15 protein-coding genes and 3 pseudogenes are annotated in these 16248 nt (G+C 44.0%); 1 reads left to right on the top strand and 17 read right to left on the bottom strand.

The window, feature by feature from the left end:
- The 10 genes and pseudogenes from JL57_RS35925 to JL57_RS29520 form a co-directional block, all read right to left on the bottom strand.
- Positions 1-187: hypothetical protein (locus JL57_RS35925; RefSeq protein WP_291300751.1), on the bottom strand; the 187-nt coding region annotated here is incomplete at its 3' end.
- A 94-nt stretch (positions 188-281) separates the two neighbouring features.
- Positions 282-659, bottom strand: coding sequence for a YraN family protein (locus JL57_RS29560; protein WP_291300750.1), 378 nt, complete (start codon positions 657-659; stop codon positions 282-284).
- Between the two features lie 111 nt (positions 660-770).
- A complete protein-coding gene (locus JL57_RS29555; protein WP_034145456.1) occupies positions 771-2216 on the bottom strand; it encodes an NADH-quinone oxidoreductase subunit N in 1446 nt (481 codons plus the stop codon).
- Positions 2216-3163 (bottom strand): annotated as a pseudogene (locus tag JL57_RS29550) (NADH-quinone oxidoreductase subunit M); the annotation flags it as partial. The gene JL57_RS29555 and the pseudogene JL57_RS29550, both read right to left, overlap by 1 nt.
- Before the next feature lie 40 nt (positions 3164-3203).
- Positions 3204-3554 (bottom strand): annotated as a pseudogene (locus tag JL57_RS29545) (NADH-quinone oxidoreductase subunit J); the annotation flags it as partial.
- Between the two features lie 71 nt (positions 3555-3625).
- Positions 3626-4391, bottom strand: a pseudogene (locus JL57_RS29540) (NADH-quinone oxidoreductase subunit D); the annotation flags it as partial.
- Positions 4392-4405: 14 nt separating this feature from the next.
- The gene (locus tag JL57_RS29535; protein WP_291300749.1) at positions 4406-4846 is read right to left on the bottom strand and encodes an NADH-quinone oxidoreductase subunit C; all 441 of its coding nucleotides are present in this window, start codon (positions 4844-4846) and stop codon (positions 4406-4408) included.
- A gap of 508 nt (positions 4847-5354) precedes the next feature.
- Positions 5355-5795 carry a PadR family transcriptional regulator gene (locus JL57_RS29530; protein WP_291300748.1) on the bottom strand — a complete coding sequence of 147 codons (441 nt, stop codon included), beginning with the start codon at positions 5793-5795 and terminating at the stop codon, positions 5355-5357.
- 64 nt (positions 5796-5859) lie between these two features.
- Positions 5860-6699 (bottom strand): ABC transporter permease, encoded by an 840-nt coding sequence (locus JL57_RS29525; RefSeq protein WP_291300747.1) that lies wholly within the window; start codon positions 6697-6699, stop codon positions 5860-5862.
- A gap of 144 nt (positions 6700-6843) precedes the next feature.
- A complete protein-coding gene (locus JL57_RS29520) occupies positions 6844-7584 on the bottom strand; it encodes an ABC transporter ATP-binding protein (RefSeq protein WP_291300746.1) in 741 nt (246 codons plus the stop codon).
- Positions 7585-7807: 223 nt separating this feature from the next.
- Between JL57_RS29520 and JL57_RS29515 the strand changes: the two genes are divergently transcribed.
- On the top strand, positions 7808-8122 hold the full coding sequence (locus JL57_RS29515; protein WP_034145455.1) for a hypothetical protein: 315 nt from the start codon (positions 7808-7810) through the stop codon (positions 8120-8122).
- A gap of 138 nt (positions 8123-8260) precedes the next feature.
- Here the strand turns inward: JL57_RS29515 and JL57_RS36740 are convergent, their stop codons facing one another.
- The 7 genes from JL57_RS36740 to JL57_RS29485 form a co-directional block, all read right to left on the bottom strand.
- A complete protein-coding gene (locus tag JL57_RS36740; protein WP_366557133.1) occupies positions 8261-8593 on the bottom strand; it encodes a CC/Se motif family (seleno)protein in 333 nt (110 codons plus the stop codon).
- Between the two features lie 24 nt (positions 8594-8617).
- The gene (locus tag JL57_RS29510; RefSeq protein ID WP_034145454.1) at positions 8618-9220 is read right to left on the bottom strand and encodes a hypothetical protein; all 603 of its coding nucleotides are present in this window, start codon (positions 9218-9220) and stop codon (positions 8618-8620) included.
- A gap of 169 nt (positions 9221-9389) precedes the next feature.
- Positions 9390-10685, bottom strand: a complete 1296-nt coding sequence (locus tag JL57_RS29505) for an acetyl-CoA hydrolase/transferase family protein (RefSeq protein WP_034145453.1) — start codon at positions 10683-10685, stop codon at positions 9390-9392.
- Positions 10682-10981, bottom strand: coding sequence for a hypothetical protein (locus tag JL57_RS29500; protein WP_291300745.1), 300 nt, complete (start codon positions 10979-10981; stop codon positions 10682-10684). Before JL57_RS29500 ends, JL57_RS29505 begins: the two co-directional genes overlap by 4 nt.
- A gap of 30 nt (positions 10982-11011) precedes the next feature.
- Positions 11012-12460 (bottom strand): 4-hydroxyphenylacetate 3-hydroxylase family protein, encoded by a 1449-nt coding sequence (locus tag JL57_RS29495; RefSeq protein WP_034145452.1) that lies wholly within the window; start codon positions 12458-12460, stop codon positions 11012-11014.
- Positions 12461-12507: 47 nt separating this feature from the next.
- A complete protein-coding gene (locus JL57_RS29490; protein ID WP_034145451.1) occupies positions 12508-13980 on the bottom strand; it encodes a hypothetical protein in 1473 nt (490 codons plus the stop codon).
- 360 nt (positions 13981-14340) lie between these two features.
- Positions 14341-16134, bottom strand: coding sequence for a sigma 54-interacting transcriptional regulator (locus tag JL57_RS29485; protein ID WP_291300744.1), 1794 nt, complete (start codon positions 16132-16134; stop codon positions 14341-14343).
- Positions 16135-16248: the final 114 nt, after the last annotated feature.

The raw sequence follows: 16248 nt of genomic DNA, 5'->3' as shown, positions 1-16248 counted from the left end.
GAAGCAGAGTCGTGATGTAAGACAAATCAGTCATCCAGAGCTTCACGACCAAATGCCAGTCATCATTAACGATGACAAAGACCCCGCCGGAATAATGTTGGCGGAGACGAAGGAGAACGGAATCCTGATATGTTTTATGAGAAACAAGTATTGGCTTCAAACAGATCACCCCATATTTTGTAATCAAAGGGATAAAACCCCTCGTCACGCGATTATGGGGGCGTTTTGGGAAAGTCAAGTAATTCTGGCCGTTTTATGGCAGATTAAGAAAATTTTTATTACTAGTGAATTTCCAGTTCGACTGTATGAAAAAGCAAAATTCCTCCCACTAAAGTAGGAGGAATGCTATAAGGTTGGTTCAAGGAACCCCTTGGCCCAACCGCCTCGGCGAATGCCGAGAGTCTATTTATATAATAGGAGGCAATCGCCTGTAACCTTTGTGCCTTCCTGGGGGTTATGCTCTCTTCGCCCCACCCTCGATAAGACGACCGTCGTGTACGCACCTCGATAAAGACCAGTGCTTCAGCATCACGGGCGATAATGTCCATCTCTCCTTTTGGACAGCGATAATTTCGCGTAACTATAGTTAACCCTGAATCTATTAAAAAACGAGCGGCAAATTCCTCGCCAGATTTCCCCAAGGACTGTTTATTCTCCACAGAAGTTCACACAGCTCCTTTATGTTTTTCTGTTCTCCCGCTTATTTTTATCACAAAATGGACAGCGAATGCTGTCCATTTTGTGATAAAACCACTATTTTACTGAGTCACTTACCTAAATAAACTTTGAGCAGCCGCCGTAGCCATTTGGGCTAAAGGCGTGGGGTAAAGACCAATGGCTAAGGTGATTAACATGGTAAATACCATGGTGAACTTCATCGCTCCATGGACTGGAACATCCGGTAAGCCCTCACCCTCAGCGAGGAACATCACCTTGACCACCGAGAGATAATAGTACACGGATATCATGCTCATCACAAACCCGATATAGGCAATCGCCACATACCCTTGATCCATCGCTGCTGAGAAGAGATAGAACTTCCCGACAAATCCCGCCAGGGGCGGAATTCCAGCTAAAGATAATAAGGAAGCTGTCATGACGACGGTGGCTAAGGGGGAGCGACGCCAGAGGCCTGCATAATCGGCAATCTTGTCACTGCCTTGCTTCTCTGCTATATGGGTGGCCACTGCAAAGGCACCCATATTGGCGAAGACATAGATCATCGCATAGAAGAGGACCCCTTTGATTCCGGCGGATGATTCAGCGATGATACCCACCATGAGATAACCCGCTTGCGCTATGCTGGAAAACGCCAGCAAGCGCTTAATGTTGGTTTGCGGTATGGCAATCAAGTTACCCACAATCATGGTGATGGCTGCCATCACCACTAAGAGGGATTGGCCGGTGGCTGAAAAGGCTTGACTGTTCATCGTCAAGAGATACACCCGAATCAGCACGGCGAAGGCTGCTGCTTTGGAAGCAATGGCCAAAAATGCCGTCACCGGTGTCGGTGCCCCTTCATAAATATCAGGGGACCAAAGATGGAACGGAACCAGGGAAATCTTAAAGCCCAAGCCTGCCAGGATGAACGCGGTCGCCAGGAAGGACGCGGGGCTCAAGTTCCCACCCAGGGCACCGGCTATTTCCGTCAGTTGGGTGGAGCCGGTCAACCCGTAAATCAGGCTGATGCCGTAAAGCAAGATGGCCGACGACGTGGCACCTAAGACCAGATATTTGATGCCTGCTTCTGATGAACGGGCGTCATTGGCTAAATAGGCGACCAGGATATAGAAGGAAATCGTCATCAGCTCCAGGCCGACATACATGGTAATCAGTTCGCCTGCTCCAGCCATCAGCATCATTCCCAAGGTGGCCATTAAGAGCAAGGCATAGAATTCCCCGCGGTGTTTCGGTAAGTTCTGCACATACCCCCCTGACGAGAGCACGACGAGCAGGGCAGCCGCTAAGAAGAGTACTTTAAAATAGACTGCGAACTGATCGTGCATATAGAGTCCGTCTAGGAACGAGGCATACTCACCGTTGAAAAAGTCAGACAAGGTATAACCCAGAACCCCTAAGAGCGAGAACACGGTCAGGGGCATCATGCCTTGGCGAGCACCGGCTGGAATCAGGAGTCCAATGGCCATCAACATCAAGGCCAGGGTGGCCAGCGCAAGTTCAGGCGTGAGCACGGTCGCGAGATTGAACTCTACCATTAGAACAACCCTCCCATCTTCACCTGACTTACCGTCTCAAGGACCTTAGCAAGGCCTGAGGAGGTAACTCCGGTATCGATCAAACCCAGTAATACGTTCGGGAATATGCCGGCAAAGAAGATCACGAACCCGAATAAGACGAGGGGTACTAATTCTGGCCCTCGAAGATCGGTGAGATGATCCCATTCGGAACGACGCGGCCCGAACATAACGTTGGCAATAATCCGTAAGATATAGACGGCTGTAAAGATAATCCCGACAATGCCGAGCACGGTTTGCACGGGGAGGACCTTGATGGCACCCATGAAGATCGTGAATTCAGCAATGAAGTTCACGGTTCCCGGCAAGCCCAGCGAGGCCATACCGGCAATCATAAAACCAATCGCTAAGCGCGGCATTTGATGGGCCAGTCCGCCCAGATCGGCAATGTTGCGCGTATGGGTCTTCTCGTAGATAAAGCCGATCATGGAGAAGAATAAGGCTGCCATGACTCCGTGGGCAAACATCATGGCTACAGCTCCGGTAGCGGCTGTCGGGTTCAAGGCCGCGATGGCGATGATCACGTAGCCCATATGGCTGACGGAGGAATATCCGACCACATATTTGAGGTCTTTTTGCGCCAAGGCGATGAAGGCCGCATAGAGGACGCTGATCACAGCCAGCGTGGCAATGTACGGTGCCCAGAAACTGGCACCCACCGGCAGGACATAAACCCCTAACCGAATTAAGCCATAGCCCCCAATTTTCTTTAAGACGCCTGCGTGAATCATACTCACGGCCGTCGGCGCACCGGCATATCCGTCAGGAGACCAGGAGTGGAAGGGGAACATGGAGATCAAGGATCCAAAACCAATCACCATTAAGGCAAAGGCGACCTTTTGGAAGGCTGGACTAAAGAGGTCTTGCCTTGCGGCGAGTTCATCAAACATAAAGGTTGGATTACCATTGACCGCGCGTACGAAACGGGTTAGCAAAGAATACGCCGGCCAAAACACGCCAGTCCGCATTGGAGAGAATCACCAGCGCCATGATCACAAAGACTGAACCCGAGATCAGTGCTCCCATTAGCCAACTACGGTTTTCTGGATTGCTATCACAGATATCTCCACGCAGAGTCAGCATGACAGCGAAGACGACCATCAGGGAGACCGCTGCCGTATAAATTAACAACTGCACCGCTGCCAAATAGTCGGCATTTAAGAGAATATAGAGCACGGCAACTCCCGAAAACGATAGGGCTAGATAGAGCGCGCTGTGCACAATGTTCTTGGAGGTCACAACACCCCAAGCTGCTGCAATCGACAGGATCGCAAAAATAAAGAAAACGATAGTGCCCATGCTCACCCCACCTTCCCACTGGACATGTTTGATTGCTCTGCACGTTCAATCATATCCCAAAGTAATTCTTCACGGTCATAGGTATCGCAGCCATACAATACAGGGATATTGAAATCAAACCTGTCGTAAATACCGTAAGGCTCAGCGCACATCATACTGAACTCCAGAGGCCCTTAGATTCGCCCCCGTTATCAGCAGATTTTCTGCCAATTCCTTGGGGAGAATTCCAACACTTTTCATGCGTGATTGAGCAATCTCATTACCTAAAAAGATACCATAGTACTCCTCAATCATCTCTGGCATATCCTCGAGAAAGCTCTCAAGTGCAGGCATAAACTCGTCAGGAACATCATGGCTTACTCCGCCGATGCGAAAGTAATTGGGAGTCATACGATTGCCCGCAGTCATCTCAAAAAAGTCGAGAATCCGCTCGCGGTCACGTACGCAATAACTCCAAGGAGTCCAGCCGCTAATATCTAAAGACCCACTCGCAATCATAAACAAGTGACTAGCAATACGACCCAATTCCGCAAAGATCACGCGGAGGTACTCAGCGCGCTCAGGCACTTCTATGTCCATCAATTTTTCAACGGCTTGGACGTAACCAAGACTGTTGTGTGGACCTGCTAGATAATCTAAGCGGTCTGTGTACGGAATAAACTGAGTATAAGTTCGACTTTCTGCCATTTTCTCCAGACCACGATGAAGATACCCAATTTTGGGTTCAACATTAGTAACAACCTCTCCATCCAAATGGACCACCATGCGAAACACGCCATGTGTACTTGGGTGTTGGGGGCCCATGTTTAAGGAGTACTCTTGAGTTCCTTCAATCATTATAGTTTCCCCACCTATTCCCCTTCTTTTCTTACTCTCATAACAGCACGTTGTTCATGACTCTCAATAACATAATCTTTCCGCATTGGATACCCTTCAAAATCATCCCACATATAGATACGCTTCAAATTTGGATGTCCTCTAAATTGTAAGCCGAACATATCGAAGGCTTCACGCTCTAAAAAGTCTGACCCCTTCCAGAGCTGAGTCACTGAGTTAATCACAGGATTCTCTCGTTCTACTCTAGCTACAATCCTTAAACGCTGAGGACCGCGAAGACTGGATAATTGGTAAACAACTTCGAGGTGATCCTCCAGATCCATTCCGCATAGGTCAATCAACTTTTCCTTATGTGGCTTATGGGGTGCCAATAAATGAACAATAGCCATCACTACAATTGGTAGAACCACTGCAAACGCGAGCAACAGCCCTACTGCAGCAAAGTTATCTGACATTTTTCTCCCTCCTTTCGATCTAAGATTGTGACTAATTTCTTATTCTGTCACATCGTCTAGCCTTATTCCCGCTTCCCTTAATTCACTTCCTTTCGAGTAGTAGGTTGTAACCTTATTCCCTCCTTTCTCGATACCTACCTTAAAACTGATATTTAACTCCTTGTTAATATCAGTCTCGGCACTTGAGTTATTGATAAACTAGCCCTTATGAAGCACCACGTCAGCAGCTAGTTCAATTAGACTAAGCTCTGCCTCTAAACTGATCTCTCATTTACAAACCTATAAGCTTTATTCATTGTCAGATGGATTTCTCCCGATATAACGCTTTGACGCTCTCTAAACTCTACGGCTAAAAGTTACCTAAAAACACAACTTTGGAACTTTAGTTGTCAACCAATCGCTGTCTCTAAGAACACTGGTTTTTTTAGATCCTGTCAGTGAAAAAACCTTCGGTCCCCTTCTCCAAATGGATAAGGGGACCGAAGGAAAACTCAGGCAAAAGGAACACCTACGTCCTGGCATACTCAAGGATCTTGGCTTCTACATGGCTCAACCACCGCACATCGGCTTCCGCGTGAAACAATGCCGCATCCGTGAGAAGATCAGTCATCATATTCTCCCGGTTGATCCCGCCTTTGCTCAGGCGATACTTGGTTTCTGTCAGTTCTCTCATTTGCTCCATGTATATTTGAGTCTGTCGTTCAAGGAGATGGAGCGCAAGCTCCGGATTCTCCCTGCTAATGAACACTAGTTTTATAAAGAGTTCATCTCGCAGAGCCCTTGGTTTGGTAGCCGGTTCTTGGAGCCAACGCTCTAACTCCCGGACCCCTTTCGGGCTAATATCGTACACCTTCTTGTCTGGTCGGAAACTTTGCTCTTCTTCAGTTCCACTAACGAATCCTTCTTTATCCAGCCTGTCCAGTGTGGTATAGATTTGCCTAACCGGCATGACAAACTACTCTCCTTATAATTCTGTTTATTCTTTTATGTATAAGTTTAACCAATTTTATAATTTACTCTGAACGCAACGCTCTGACCGGGTCAACCTTTGAGGCCAACCAAGCTGGGTACACTGTACTCAGACCAACGACCAAAGCCATGACGATGGCAACGCCAATGTTTTTGGCCCAAGGGATCGAGTATCGGCTGTTCATGGCCTCGATCGGCGCGATATTGGCAGCCTTCCAAGCGGGTAGCCAAGCAGAGAAAAGGCATGACAGCACGCCCGTTAGCCATATTATGGCGTAATTAAGCATCGTAAAACGAATGCGGGGAATAGAAACCTTGAACACTTCGTTCAAAGTATCGCTCACTGTGCTGAGCAAACCTTGAGCCAAATATGTCCCTAAGAGGAGCCCCAGCGTACTGCCAATTACACCGATTAATATTGATTGGGCTATGATTAATTTATGGATTTCCCAGCGTCGCCAACCCAAGGCACGCAGGATTCCAAGTTGACGACGTTGTTCGGATACCGCAACTCTCATGGAGTTATACATGACATACAAAGCCAGGAACAAGCCCATGAACCCATAAACATTATTAAGGCTCTTAATGAAACCCAACATTTTGTCTTTATTCCCGTTTCGTCCCAAGGGGGTGAGCACTTCTACTCTATTACCCAAGCTTTCCTGTAAGGCTTTTTGCACCGCCAGTACATTGTCCGGGTTTTGCAGGACAATGCTGATGTACGATAATTTGCCCTCCAGCTCGAAAGCCTTCTGAGCCGTTGTCAAGGGCATAAAGACCACGGCACCGCCATTGGTCTGGGCCACTCCGCTGTCTTCCAAGATTCCGATCAGGGTAAAATCCTGCATTCCCAGCATAGTCTGGATCTGCCAGATATTCCCCACTTTTACCGGCTTCCCCCGTAACATTCAACCCTTGCAAAGCCACCAACGCCGCTATCGCTACTGCCACACTCAGCGTATTTAAAATCGCCCGCAATTTTCGACGGCGAAAATAGGCTAGAGCTAACTTTATGCTTAACAACTCTCTCACCTCGCTGTCGAATCAAGGATTCGTCCGTCTTTCAGGCTGATCAGAGCGTGACCGTACGCGGCAACCATGGGATCATGAGTGACCATAATGACTGTAACTCCCAGGTCTTCAGTAATTTCTTTTAGTATAAAGAGCATCTGATCCCCGGTTTTAGAATCCAGGTTACCCGTAGGTTCATCGGCCAAAATAAGGGAAGGTTGGTGAATGAGAGCCCGTATGATGGCTATCCTTTGCATTTGGCCCCCTGATAATTCTGCTGGATAGTGTTTACGTCGGCCTTCAAGATCCACCCGCTTCAGCCAGTCACTCACTTTGGGTTGCCAAACGGAGCGGGGCTGGCCGGCCATCAGTAAAGGCAAGGCGGCATTCTCCTCGGCACTTAAGGTGGGGATCAGATTGAACAACTGAAAGATAAAACCGATTTCCTGGCGACGAAACAGGGTGAGCTGATTATCCTTCCAGTCGGAAATTTTCCGGTTGTTGAGGAAAATATCCCCTTGACTTGGCTTGTCTAAGCCGGCCACTAAATTTAAGAGTGTGGACTTGCCTGACCCGCTTGCCCCCATAATTGCTAGGAATTCGCCCGCTTTGACTTCTATACTCACGTTATCCAGACCTACTACCTGTTCCTTGCCCTGGGTGTATTGTTTACTGACGTGATCTAGCCTAACCTCACATCCCCTGATCTGCTTCTCTCCCAGCGATTCTCTACTTTTAGTCACTGCTATTTCAACCATAGTTACATCCTTTCTGCCCCTATAGCTAAAAGTATATATCCAGCTAATACTATATACATAGCGAGTGTGGAATTCAATAGATTTTGTTCTATATATGCCTTTTTCAATCTTTTTCGAAAAGTGGAACTTTAGTAAAACAGAACTATTTAGCTCCTAAACGTAGTATAATAAGATCATCGATTGTGAAAGTAGATACATACAACTTAGGTGGGGTGGTTTTTTCATGAGTATCTTTGAAGTTATTATGTTGATTTGTTTCGGCGCTGCGTGGCCCCTATCCATTTATAAGTCTTACATCTCTCGATCAACCAAAGGTAAAAGCGTATCTTTTCTCATCGTTATTCTGATTGGGTATGTTGCCGGGATCTTGAATAAAGTTTTTAATCAGTATGATATGGTCGTCTATTTATACTTACTCAATTTCATGATGGTCTTAATAGATCTCCTGATTTATGTTCGCAACAGTAAAATTGCTGCCGCTACCTCTTCTCACCGATATAAGCCAGAAATGTCTCGACCTGCAGTATCCGCTAAATAGAGATGAACAACCCTCCCGTAGCCGCGAATTCTCTCGGCAACGGGAGGGTTCTTTGTTTAAGGAAAAACATTAGTGAATTTCTTTAGGTATAAAAGATAAGTAAAAAAGCAACTGGTTTTCACCAATTCGATTCACATATTAATGTTCACAGACTATCCCCATAGCTCCTTCTAACTCTAACCACTTAACGAACAACATCTTTTTCAAGGTAATTCTAATTGCAATAAAACCATTTTTAATTTTTAGTCTGGACGGATAGTATATAATAATTGTCTCTACCTGCATAACCTTATATTTATATCGCTCTTCAATATTCGGCTCTCCGATATATATTTTCGGTACGTAACTACCTGTTACGCTATCACCTGAGCATGGTCAGCCACCGGCAGTAGGTTGGAGTTCCAGGTTAATAACCACGGACCCTGACTTTAACTTTATATATTGTGCGGCATCCATGTCTAAGATAAACATAAAACCTCCAACAGTTTAAATGTATTAGATAGACGGTAGTTTAAGATACTGAAGTATTGCTGACACATCCTTTAACAAAATACCCTCAAGTACCAAAATTTCTTTTTGCGTTAGTCCGCTAGTCTCTTGATAAAAATTGTCAACAATAATTTCTCCTGCTTCCCTGATCAGTCCGATAGATCCAAATTGGCTGTATGCCGTCAACATCATTTCGTCAAATACTTTCATATCTTCCAGTTGATATTCAAATACCGAACACCAGTCCTGTAAAAATTTTTGTTCCGACATAGCGGTGCTTTCTAAAATTTGTTCTTTATAAGTGCTGATTAGAACGACAACAGCCGATAAATAAGCATGTAAAACAGAGAGGACTTGCTTCTTATCGATCTTTTTTCTTAATAGTCTTTTATTTAGCGGTTCCACATTAATCTTATTATCCAGTTGAAGCAAAGCTACTACTAATTCTTCTGCTGCAATACTAGCAGTGAGCCATAACCTCTTTTGAGAATCATTAGCCGCCTTTTTTATAGCTCGACGATTAAATCTCAAGGTATGCCTACCTACATAACGTTTATAAGGGATCTTAAAAGAATCCAGTACATCTTGTATAAATGAAATGGCTTGCATAAGGTACCCTCTTTTCAAGATTTCCCAGAAAGTATAACGCACTTTGCTCCTTAAGTATATAGTTCACCACAAGGACAAACAAGGATAGTCACTGCACACTTATCCTAAGACCAGTGTCAATTGACTGTCTCTTGTGGCGCCATATAAATCTACCTGATTCTAAGATATGTCAGAGAATTCCTTTTTCCTTAGCGTCGTTAATCAAACCCGTCCTAAAATCTGGATGAGAGATACTAATTAATGCCTCAGCCCGTTCTCGAAGGCACTTGCCCCGTAAATTAACTATGCCGTATTCTGTAACAACGTACTGGACGTCATTGCGTGAAGTTGTTACCGCCGCCCCTCGGTCAAGATCACAGGTAATTCGTGATATCTTACCACCCGACGCCGTTGCAGGTAAAGCGATGATCGAAATCCCTTTTAGTGAACGACTTGCTCCCCGGACAAAGTCAACCTGTCCACCCACTGCGCTAAATTGCCTAGAACCAATCATTTCAGCATTGACCTGGCCCATTAAGTCCACCTGTATAGCTGAATTAATCGATACCATGTTTTCATGTTGCCCGATCACATAAGGATCATTGACATAGTTGACAGGAAGTATCACGACATCTGGATTATTATCCACAAAATCATACAGTTTACGTGTTCCCATCAGGAAGGTGGCAATAAATTTTCCAGGATTGATAGATTTCTTTTTATTCGTAATGACACCTGCCTCAGCTAAAGCCACCACGCCGTCAGAAAACATTTCCGAGTGAATACCTAAATCCTTTTTATCATTTAAAAACAGCAATACAGCATCTGGGATTGCCCCTATCCCTAACTGAAGCGTAGCTCCATCTTGAACCAATGTCGCCACGTTTTCACCGATAGCTTTTTCCACTTCCCCAATTTTCGGTGGTTTAAGCTCAATTAATGGTTCATCCTTTTCCACAATAAAGTCTAGTTCATCCAGATGAATTTTGCTCCCACCGGTTCGGGGCATATTATTATTCATCTGCGCGATGACCAGTTGAGCACACTCCGCAGCTGCCTGAGTATAATCAACCGAGATACCAAAACTACAAAACCCCTGCTCGTCAGGCGGTGTAAGCTGAATCAATGCCACATCGACAGGCAGACTATTATCCTTAAATAACCGTGGGATTTCGGAAAAAAAGCATGGTGTATAATCCGCTCTTTTCTCCTCAAGAGCCTTTCGCGTTGGTGCTCCGATAAACAGACCATTATGACGAAAACTCTTCTCTAATTCTGGTTGAGCATATTTGGCAGGTCCCATGGCTACCATATGAACGATTTCCACATTATTAACTTCCGGTGCACGATTCACCAAGGCTTCAATCAAGGCAGGCGGTTCACCACAAGCATGCCCTATGACTACTCTATGACCGGTTTTAATATTTTCCACAGCTTGATCAGCACTTACGATCTTATCTTGATAAACACTTCTCCAATCGTTCATAAAAGATTCCTCACTCTTATTACTATTTGATCGACAAGTTGCTTTTCGTCAACCTCCATGGCATCTATAGTTGCTGCAGCTACAACGACACACGGGCTTACTCTCTGACCATACCTTTGAGCACAATTGGCAGAACACCCACTAAGATAAATCACCAAATCAGTATCAAAACTGTTAAAGGTAACCTGAATACCCGTTGCAGAAAGTAACTCTTGTACCTCGTTAGCAACCTCACCTCGATTAATCAATGGATTGCATCCACCGCAGAAACTAATGCTGACCTTCTTATCCAACATAGTTATCTTCACTCATCAATCCTTAAAAAGTTATTTCGTAGCAATCCCTGCAATGGCTTTAGCCAGTTCTTTTTTCTGTTCAAGATTACCCTGGCGAGAGATCATGATGCGCTGAGCCTGTGGCGAACCTGCGCCATGCATAGATTCAGTCCGGTAACCAACTGCAGCAGTACCTAAGGTGATATTTTCAATTAAACGGAGGATGCGCATGCGGTCTTCAGTTGGAACTGAGGCCACCCCACAGAAATATTTTTCAACGATCTTGCCGATTTCCGGATGATGTAGATCTTTTTCAGATGGCATAGTAACCATTAAGCCACCAGCGACATCTTCAGCCAAGCGGGCAATTTCATATGGGAAACGAGTTACGTTTTGTTTACAAACATTGGCTAATAATAAATTAATAATGTAAGTGCCTGATGCTGTTTTATTGCCTTCCGCTGAACAGGCAATCCCGCAGGAGTATAATGTTTCATTAAGATGCATCATTTCTATAAGTTTATCTTTGACGTGAGACGCTTTAGCTGCGCCGTTATAATCAGCGGCCAGTGCTGTCGCCCCAATCAAGACATCACCTACGCCGACTTTGCACCCACCATAGCTTTGACGATGATAACCAGCAAACCGCTCGACCAAAGCACCGCTGAATTCGGTTTCCCCACACATGAACACATTTTCCCAGGGAATGAATACATTCTCAAACACCATCAATGCTTCATGTCCACCGAACTGTTTATTTCCCACATCAATATCTCCGCCCTCTAGTTTGCGAGTATCACAAGACTGGCGACCATAGATATAGACTATGCCTTCTGCATCTGCTGGGGCGACAAAAGAAACAGCATAGTCAGCATCATCTTTTCCCATAGCGATAGTAGGCATAACAAGAATCCAGTGAGAATTGATCGCCCCTGTTTGATGGGCTTTTGCACCCCGAACGACAATACCGTCTTCCCTTTTCTCAACAACATGCAAAAACAGATCCGGATCTGCCTGTTTGCTGGGCGATAGATTTCGATCCCCTTTAGGATCAGTCATTGCACCATCTACAGTCCAATCTTCTTCCTGCATATTTACTAAAAACTTTGTGAATCTATCGTGATAAGTTGTTCCCAGTTTTTGGTCCATTTCAAAAGTAACACTGTCAACTGCATTAATGGCATCCATCCCTACACAGCGCTGGAAACAGGCAGCTGTTTTTTGCCCTAAGAGGCGCTGCATTTTTACTTTTTTGACTAGATCATCGGTGCTTTGATGCAAATGGCAAAAACGGTTAATCTTTTTTCCAGTAAGATGAGACGTAGCTGTCATTAATTCCTCATACTGTGGATCCTCGGCAAAGGCATAAGTGGCTTTGACAGAATTCATCGAAGGCCTGATTATGGGGTGATCAACCGTATTATCCACCAGTTCGCCTTGAAGGTAAATTTTAAAATTAAGATTTCGCAAACTTTCTTCATACTCTGCAGCAGTTTTCATTCAACATACCTCCTTGATTTACTTCAAAAATATTAGTTCAATAAATTTTAAATATTTTTGAATTGGGTAACCTCTTCAACTTCAATTCTGCTTTTGAACTCGGGTACCTCTTCCGCTTCAATTCTACTGTTAAATACCGGGTCTTTTTTCTTATCATAATTCGGCCAGTTGCGGAAGAAGTCTCTACCAAAAATAAGCACACATAGGACAGTACCAACGGCCAAAGCATACCCTGCACCACGAGAAATTAATACTGCTGCCACTATCCCCGCTATACCTAGGTCATTGAAGGTGCGGGCTTTTAATACTCCAACCCGGACGGAAACATAACCTTGTACCAGCATTGTCAGGGCAAGCGCAATCGGCAAAATAGGTTTTACTAAAGTGACAATTGGCGTTAAGAAATACCCTGTAAAAGTTCCCAACCGGAATGATGCGACTCCACCGGTCAAACTATCCATAGCTTCAGGCCCTTGTTTATAACGCTCGCAAGTGACGACCTGCATTGCTGCCCATATTGGTCCGCACATAGTTAAGTCAGGTCCTAACATGGACATTGACATATTACGAATACCTACTATGATGTTGTTACGATTTGGGTCAAAATGTACATTTTCATCCCCATTCCGGAATTCTCTGGCCTCATCAATCAGTGCTTCAGCCTGAATCAAATCACCAAATAGGACAATATAGACCGAAATTACTAGGGGTGCCGAACTTACGAACAAGCTTAAGGCAGGCCACCCGATACGTGCAGAAAAAGGAGTCCATTCGGTAAACAAAGTATAAAACTGTGGTACGGTAAAACCCCACTGAACATTGGGCCACGGTAATTCACCTAATAAAGGTGCGATAATAATCGCCAGTAAGAGTGCTGGTACTAAACCTAAGTCTGAAATAAACTTAAGTGGTTTATGATCTTCTCTTAGTTTTTTAAAGTGATTGGAGAATAAAAGATAGAATGCCAGACCAATGGCAATCGTAATAGTCCAAGGATAGGTATCAAACCTCTGCCCTTTGTCAAACACCAGCTTGATAGCTGCAATACCAGCTCCCAGTAATATTCCGGATTTTAGGGCATCAGGTACAATATCAACAAATTTTTTAGCTAAACCAGTAGCCCCAAGAAAGAATGCGAATAGACCAAGTTCCAGTTCAAAAGCAATTAAAGCATGCATTCTGGGAACACCTTCAGGGAATGTTTTCAGATAGATCAACAATAAGGGAATAGCCGGTGTAATCCAGCCGGGTACGATAGGATCTCCCAAATGTGAATGTAATAAATAGAAGAAACCGTTTAAAATAACAATAGTGAGTGCGACCTCAAATGGCATACCGAGGTATTCTTGAAGCAAGGGGATTGCGCCCAGACAAACCGCACACATGAGTAATCCTTGAATGAAGTCGGGAATTTCAAAGCGATAGTGATAAATGGGTAGTCTAAGCTGGAAAGGACCAAACGGGATATAAGGTTGAACTTGACCTACTTTTCGCTTGCGAACAGGACCGAGTAGACTCATGCTAACACTCCCTTTCTAAAATCGTAGCACCTGGTTGAAATTACGTTTACCAACAACCTGCAAGTCTTGACTCCCCCCTCCAGAAGATTTATCGGAAGTTCCCCGGGATTTTTGTTACTAAGATGTGAATATTGCAACTCCTATGCCAAGTTCTAAAAAAGTTAAGAACATCTCTTGAGCTCCTAAAAATCAGCATATTTGCCCAAAAAGTAATAAGTTAATGCCTTTTTGTTTTTAACTAATCAGGCATTAACTTATTATATTTGGGCATTGTTGCACATAGTTTTCTGAATAATCACTCTAAGCCCTTGCAAATTGTGGATTGGGCATTATTGCAACGTATCGCAAAAATGCAACATGTTATTTTTTCAAACCATACTTACCTAATTTTCGAAAAATGGTTGTGCGATCAACTCCTAAAACTTCCGCCACCTTTTGCCATGATTGATATTCTTTATATGTTTCTTCTAATATATAAGCTTCAGTTTGGGCCACTGCGTCCTTTAATTTTGTCCCGCGCTTCGGTAATATAGCTTGATGTCGTATCGTATCTGGTAGCAAATTAACAGTAAGCTCCTCCTCAGATGATGTAATCATCATACGTTCAAGGACATTTTCTAATTCACGTACGTTTCCCGGCCAGGAGTGTTCTGACAGTTTATCAAGCAAATGCGGCGAAATCCTATGATTAAAAGCAAATCGTTTATTTAACTTATCGACAATATACTTAACCAATAAAGGAATATCTTCCTTTCGCTCCCTTAAAGGAGGAACTTGAATGGGTACAACCATCAAACGGTAAAAAAGATCTTCGCGAAAAGTACCGTTGTCAACCATTCTAGCAAGATCTCGATTGGTTGCAGTGATGATCTTTACATTTATTTGTATAGTTTTGGTGCTTCCAACCCTTACAATTTCTTTCTCCTGAATTGCGCGCAAAAGCTTAACCTGCAGTAGTAAAGGCATCTCACCCATTTCATCCAAAAATAGTGTCCCTTTATGGGCCAATTCCAAAAGACCTGGCTTACCTTCTTTTTTGGCACCAGTAAAGGCTCCTCCCTCATAGCCAAACAATTCCGATTCTAATAGTTGTTCAGGTATGGCCGCACAATTAATTTTAATAAACGGCTTACTAATGCCTTTGCCCTGTTCATGAATCAATTTAGCAAATAGTTCTTTACCTGTACCCGACTCTCCTGTTATCAATACAGTGGTATCAACGCATGCGACCTTCATCGCTAATTGTATAGCCCGAGCCATTAATTCACTGCCAAAGATAATTCCTGTATCTTGAATTTGTAATGAGCGTAGATGGTTTAATTCGGCTTCATATTTCAATGTCTGTTCTTTTGTTTCTTGTAACTGATTTTGCAAAGAGTTAAGTTCTGTAATATCGCGAACATTAGTGACAACACGGGATAACTTACCCTCTTCGTCAAAAACTGGATTACCTGTCACCAGTATCTGCTTGTTGGTACGTTTAATTGTTTGGGCGATGGTAATAGTATGTCTCTTCTCAATAACCCGCAAGGTTGCTGACTGATCATAAACGCCTTCACTAACCAACTGTTTCATTGTCTTACCGACCACTTCGTTGGCTTGTATACCAGTTATACGTTCGTATGCGTTGTTGAGTCGTAAGACAAGACCGTTGCCGTCAGTGATAAAGATCCCATCGTAGGAAGAATTAATTATTGCTTCATATTCTCTGAACAGTTGTTTAACAGAGTTTAGTTCCTTCGAAAGATGGTCTATACTGGATAAATCATGGAAAACACATACTGCGTTACGAATAACCCCCGTTTCAAGCATGGGTGAGTAATTCGCGACCACCGGTATGGCATTGATGACAATTTTCTGACCGTATAATGCTTGCCCAGATTCAAGAATCTTCGGTAATAAAGAATTCGGAATGACATCAGTTATCAGTCGACCAACAAGTTCATTATTAGCTACGCCAACGATATCAGCCACGACACGATTGGCAATGACAATAATTCCATGTTCGTCCACGACAATTATTCCACTATTAGCTACATCAAATATGTTACGGATTCGTTCTTGCAACTTTGAACCGCTTAGACTGGCATCAGATGCCAAATCACTTGGTCTAACTATACCTAAAACTTGCTTCTGTTCGTCCACCGCCATCATCTATACCTCAGTTTCCACGCCAATCGACATTTTGTATAATTATATTCGTTGATGACTATTCTATATCCTTTTACAAAACAAGAGCTGTTCCTTTTTTCTGAAAATTTTTATTTG

The organism is Desulfosporosinus sp. BICA1-9, from assembly GCF_000802135.1.
The sequence above is the reverse complement of the archived record's forward strand: the minus strand, read 5'-3'. Positions and strand labels throughout refer to the sequence as shown.

Excerpts from the sequence above, each read along its gene's own strand:
- JL57_RS29555 (WP_034145456.1), bottom strand. The coding sequence starts at position 2,216 with ATGGTAGAGTTCAATCTCGCGACCGTGCTCACGCCTGAACTTGCGCTG.
- JL57_RS29535 (WP_291300749.1), bottom strand. The coding sequence starts at position 4,846 with ATGTCAGATAACTTTGCTGCAGTAGGGCTGTTGCTCGCGTTTGCAGTG.
- JL57_RS29530 (WP_291300748.1), bottom strand. The coding sequence starts at position 5,795 with ATGCCGGTTAGGCAAATCTATACCACACTGGACAGGCTGGATAAAGAA.
- JL57_RS29520 (WP_291300746.1), bottom strand. The coding sequence starts at position 7,584 with ATGGTTGAAATAGCAGTGACTAAAAGTAGAGAATCGCTGGGAGAGAAG.
- JL57_RS29515 (WP_034145455.1), top strand. The coding sequence starts at position 7,808 with ATGAGTATCTTTGAAGTTATTATGTTGATTTGTTTCGGCGCTGCGTGG.
- JL57_RS29510 (WP_034145454.1), bottom strand. The coding sequence starts at position 9,220 with ATGCAAGCCATTTCATTTATACAAGATGTACTGGATTCTTTTAAGATC.
- JL57_RS29505 (WP_034145453.1), bottom strand. The coding sequence starts at position 10,685 with ATGAACGATTGGAGAAGTGTTTATCAAGATAAGATCGTAAGTGCTGAT.
- JL57_RS29500 (WP_291300745.1), bottom strand. The coding sequence starts at position 10,981 with ATGTTGGATAAGAAGGTCAGCATTAGTTTCTGCGGTGGATGCAATCCA.
- JL57_RS29495 (WP_034145452.1), bottom strand. The coding sequence starts at position 12,460 with ATGAAAACTGCTGCAGAGTATGAAGAAAGTTTGCGAAATCTTAATTTT.
- JL57_RS29490 (WP_034145451.1), bottom strand. The coding sequence starts at position 13,980 with ATGAGTCTACTCGGTCCTGTTCGCAAGCGAAAAGTAGGTCAAGTTCAA.
- JL57_RS29485 (WP_291300744.1), bottom strand. The coding sequence starts at position 16,134 with ATGATGGCGGTGGACGAACAGAAGCAAGTTTTAGGTATAGTTAGACCA.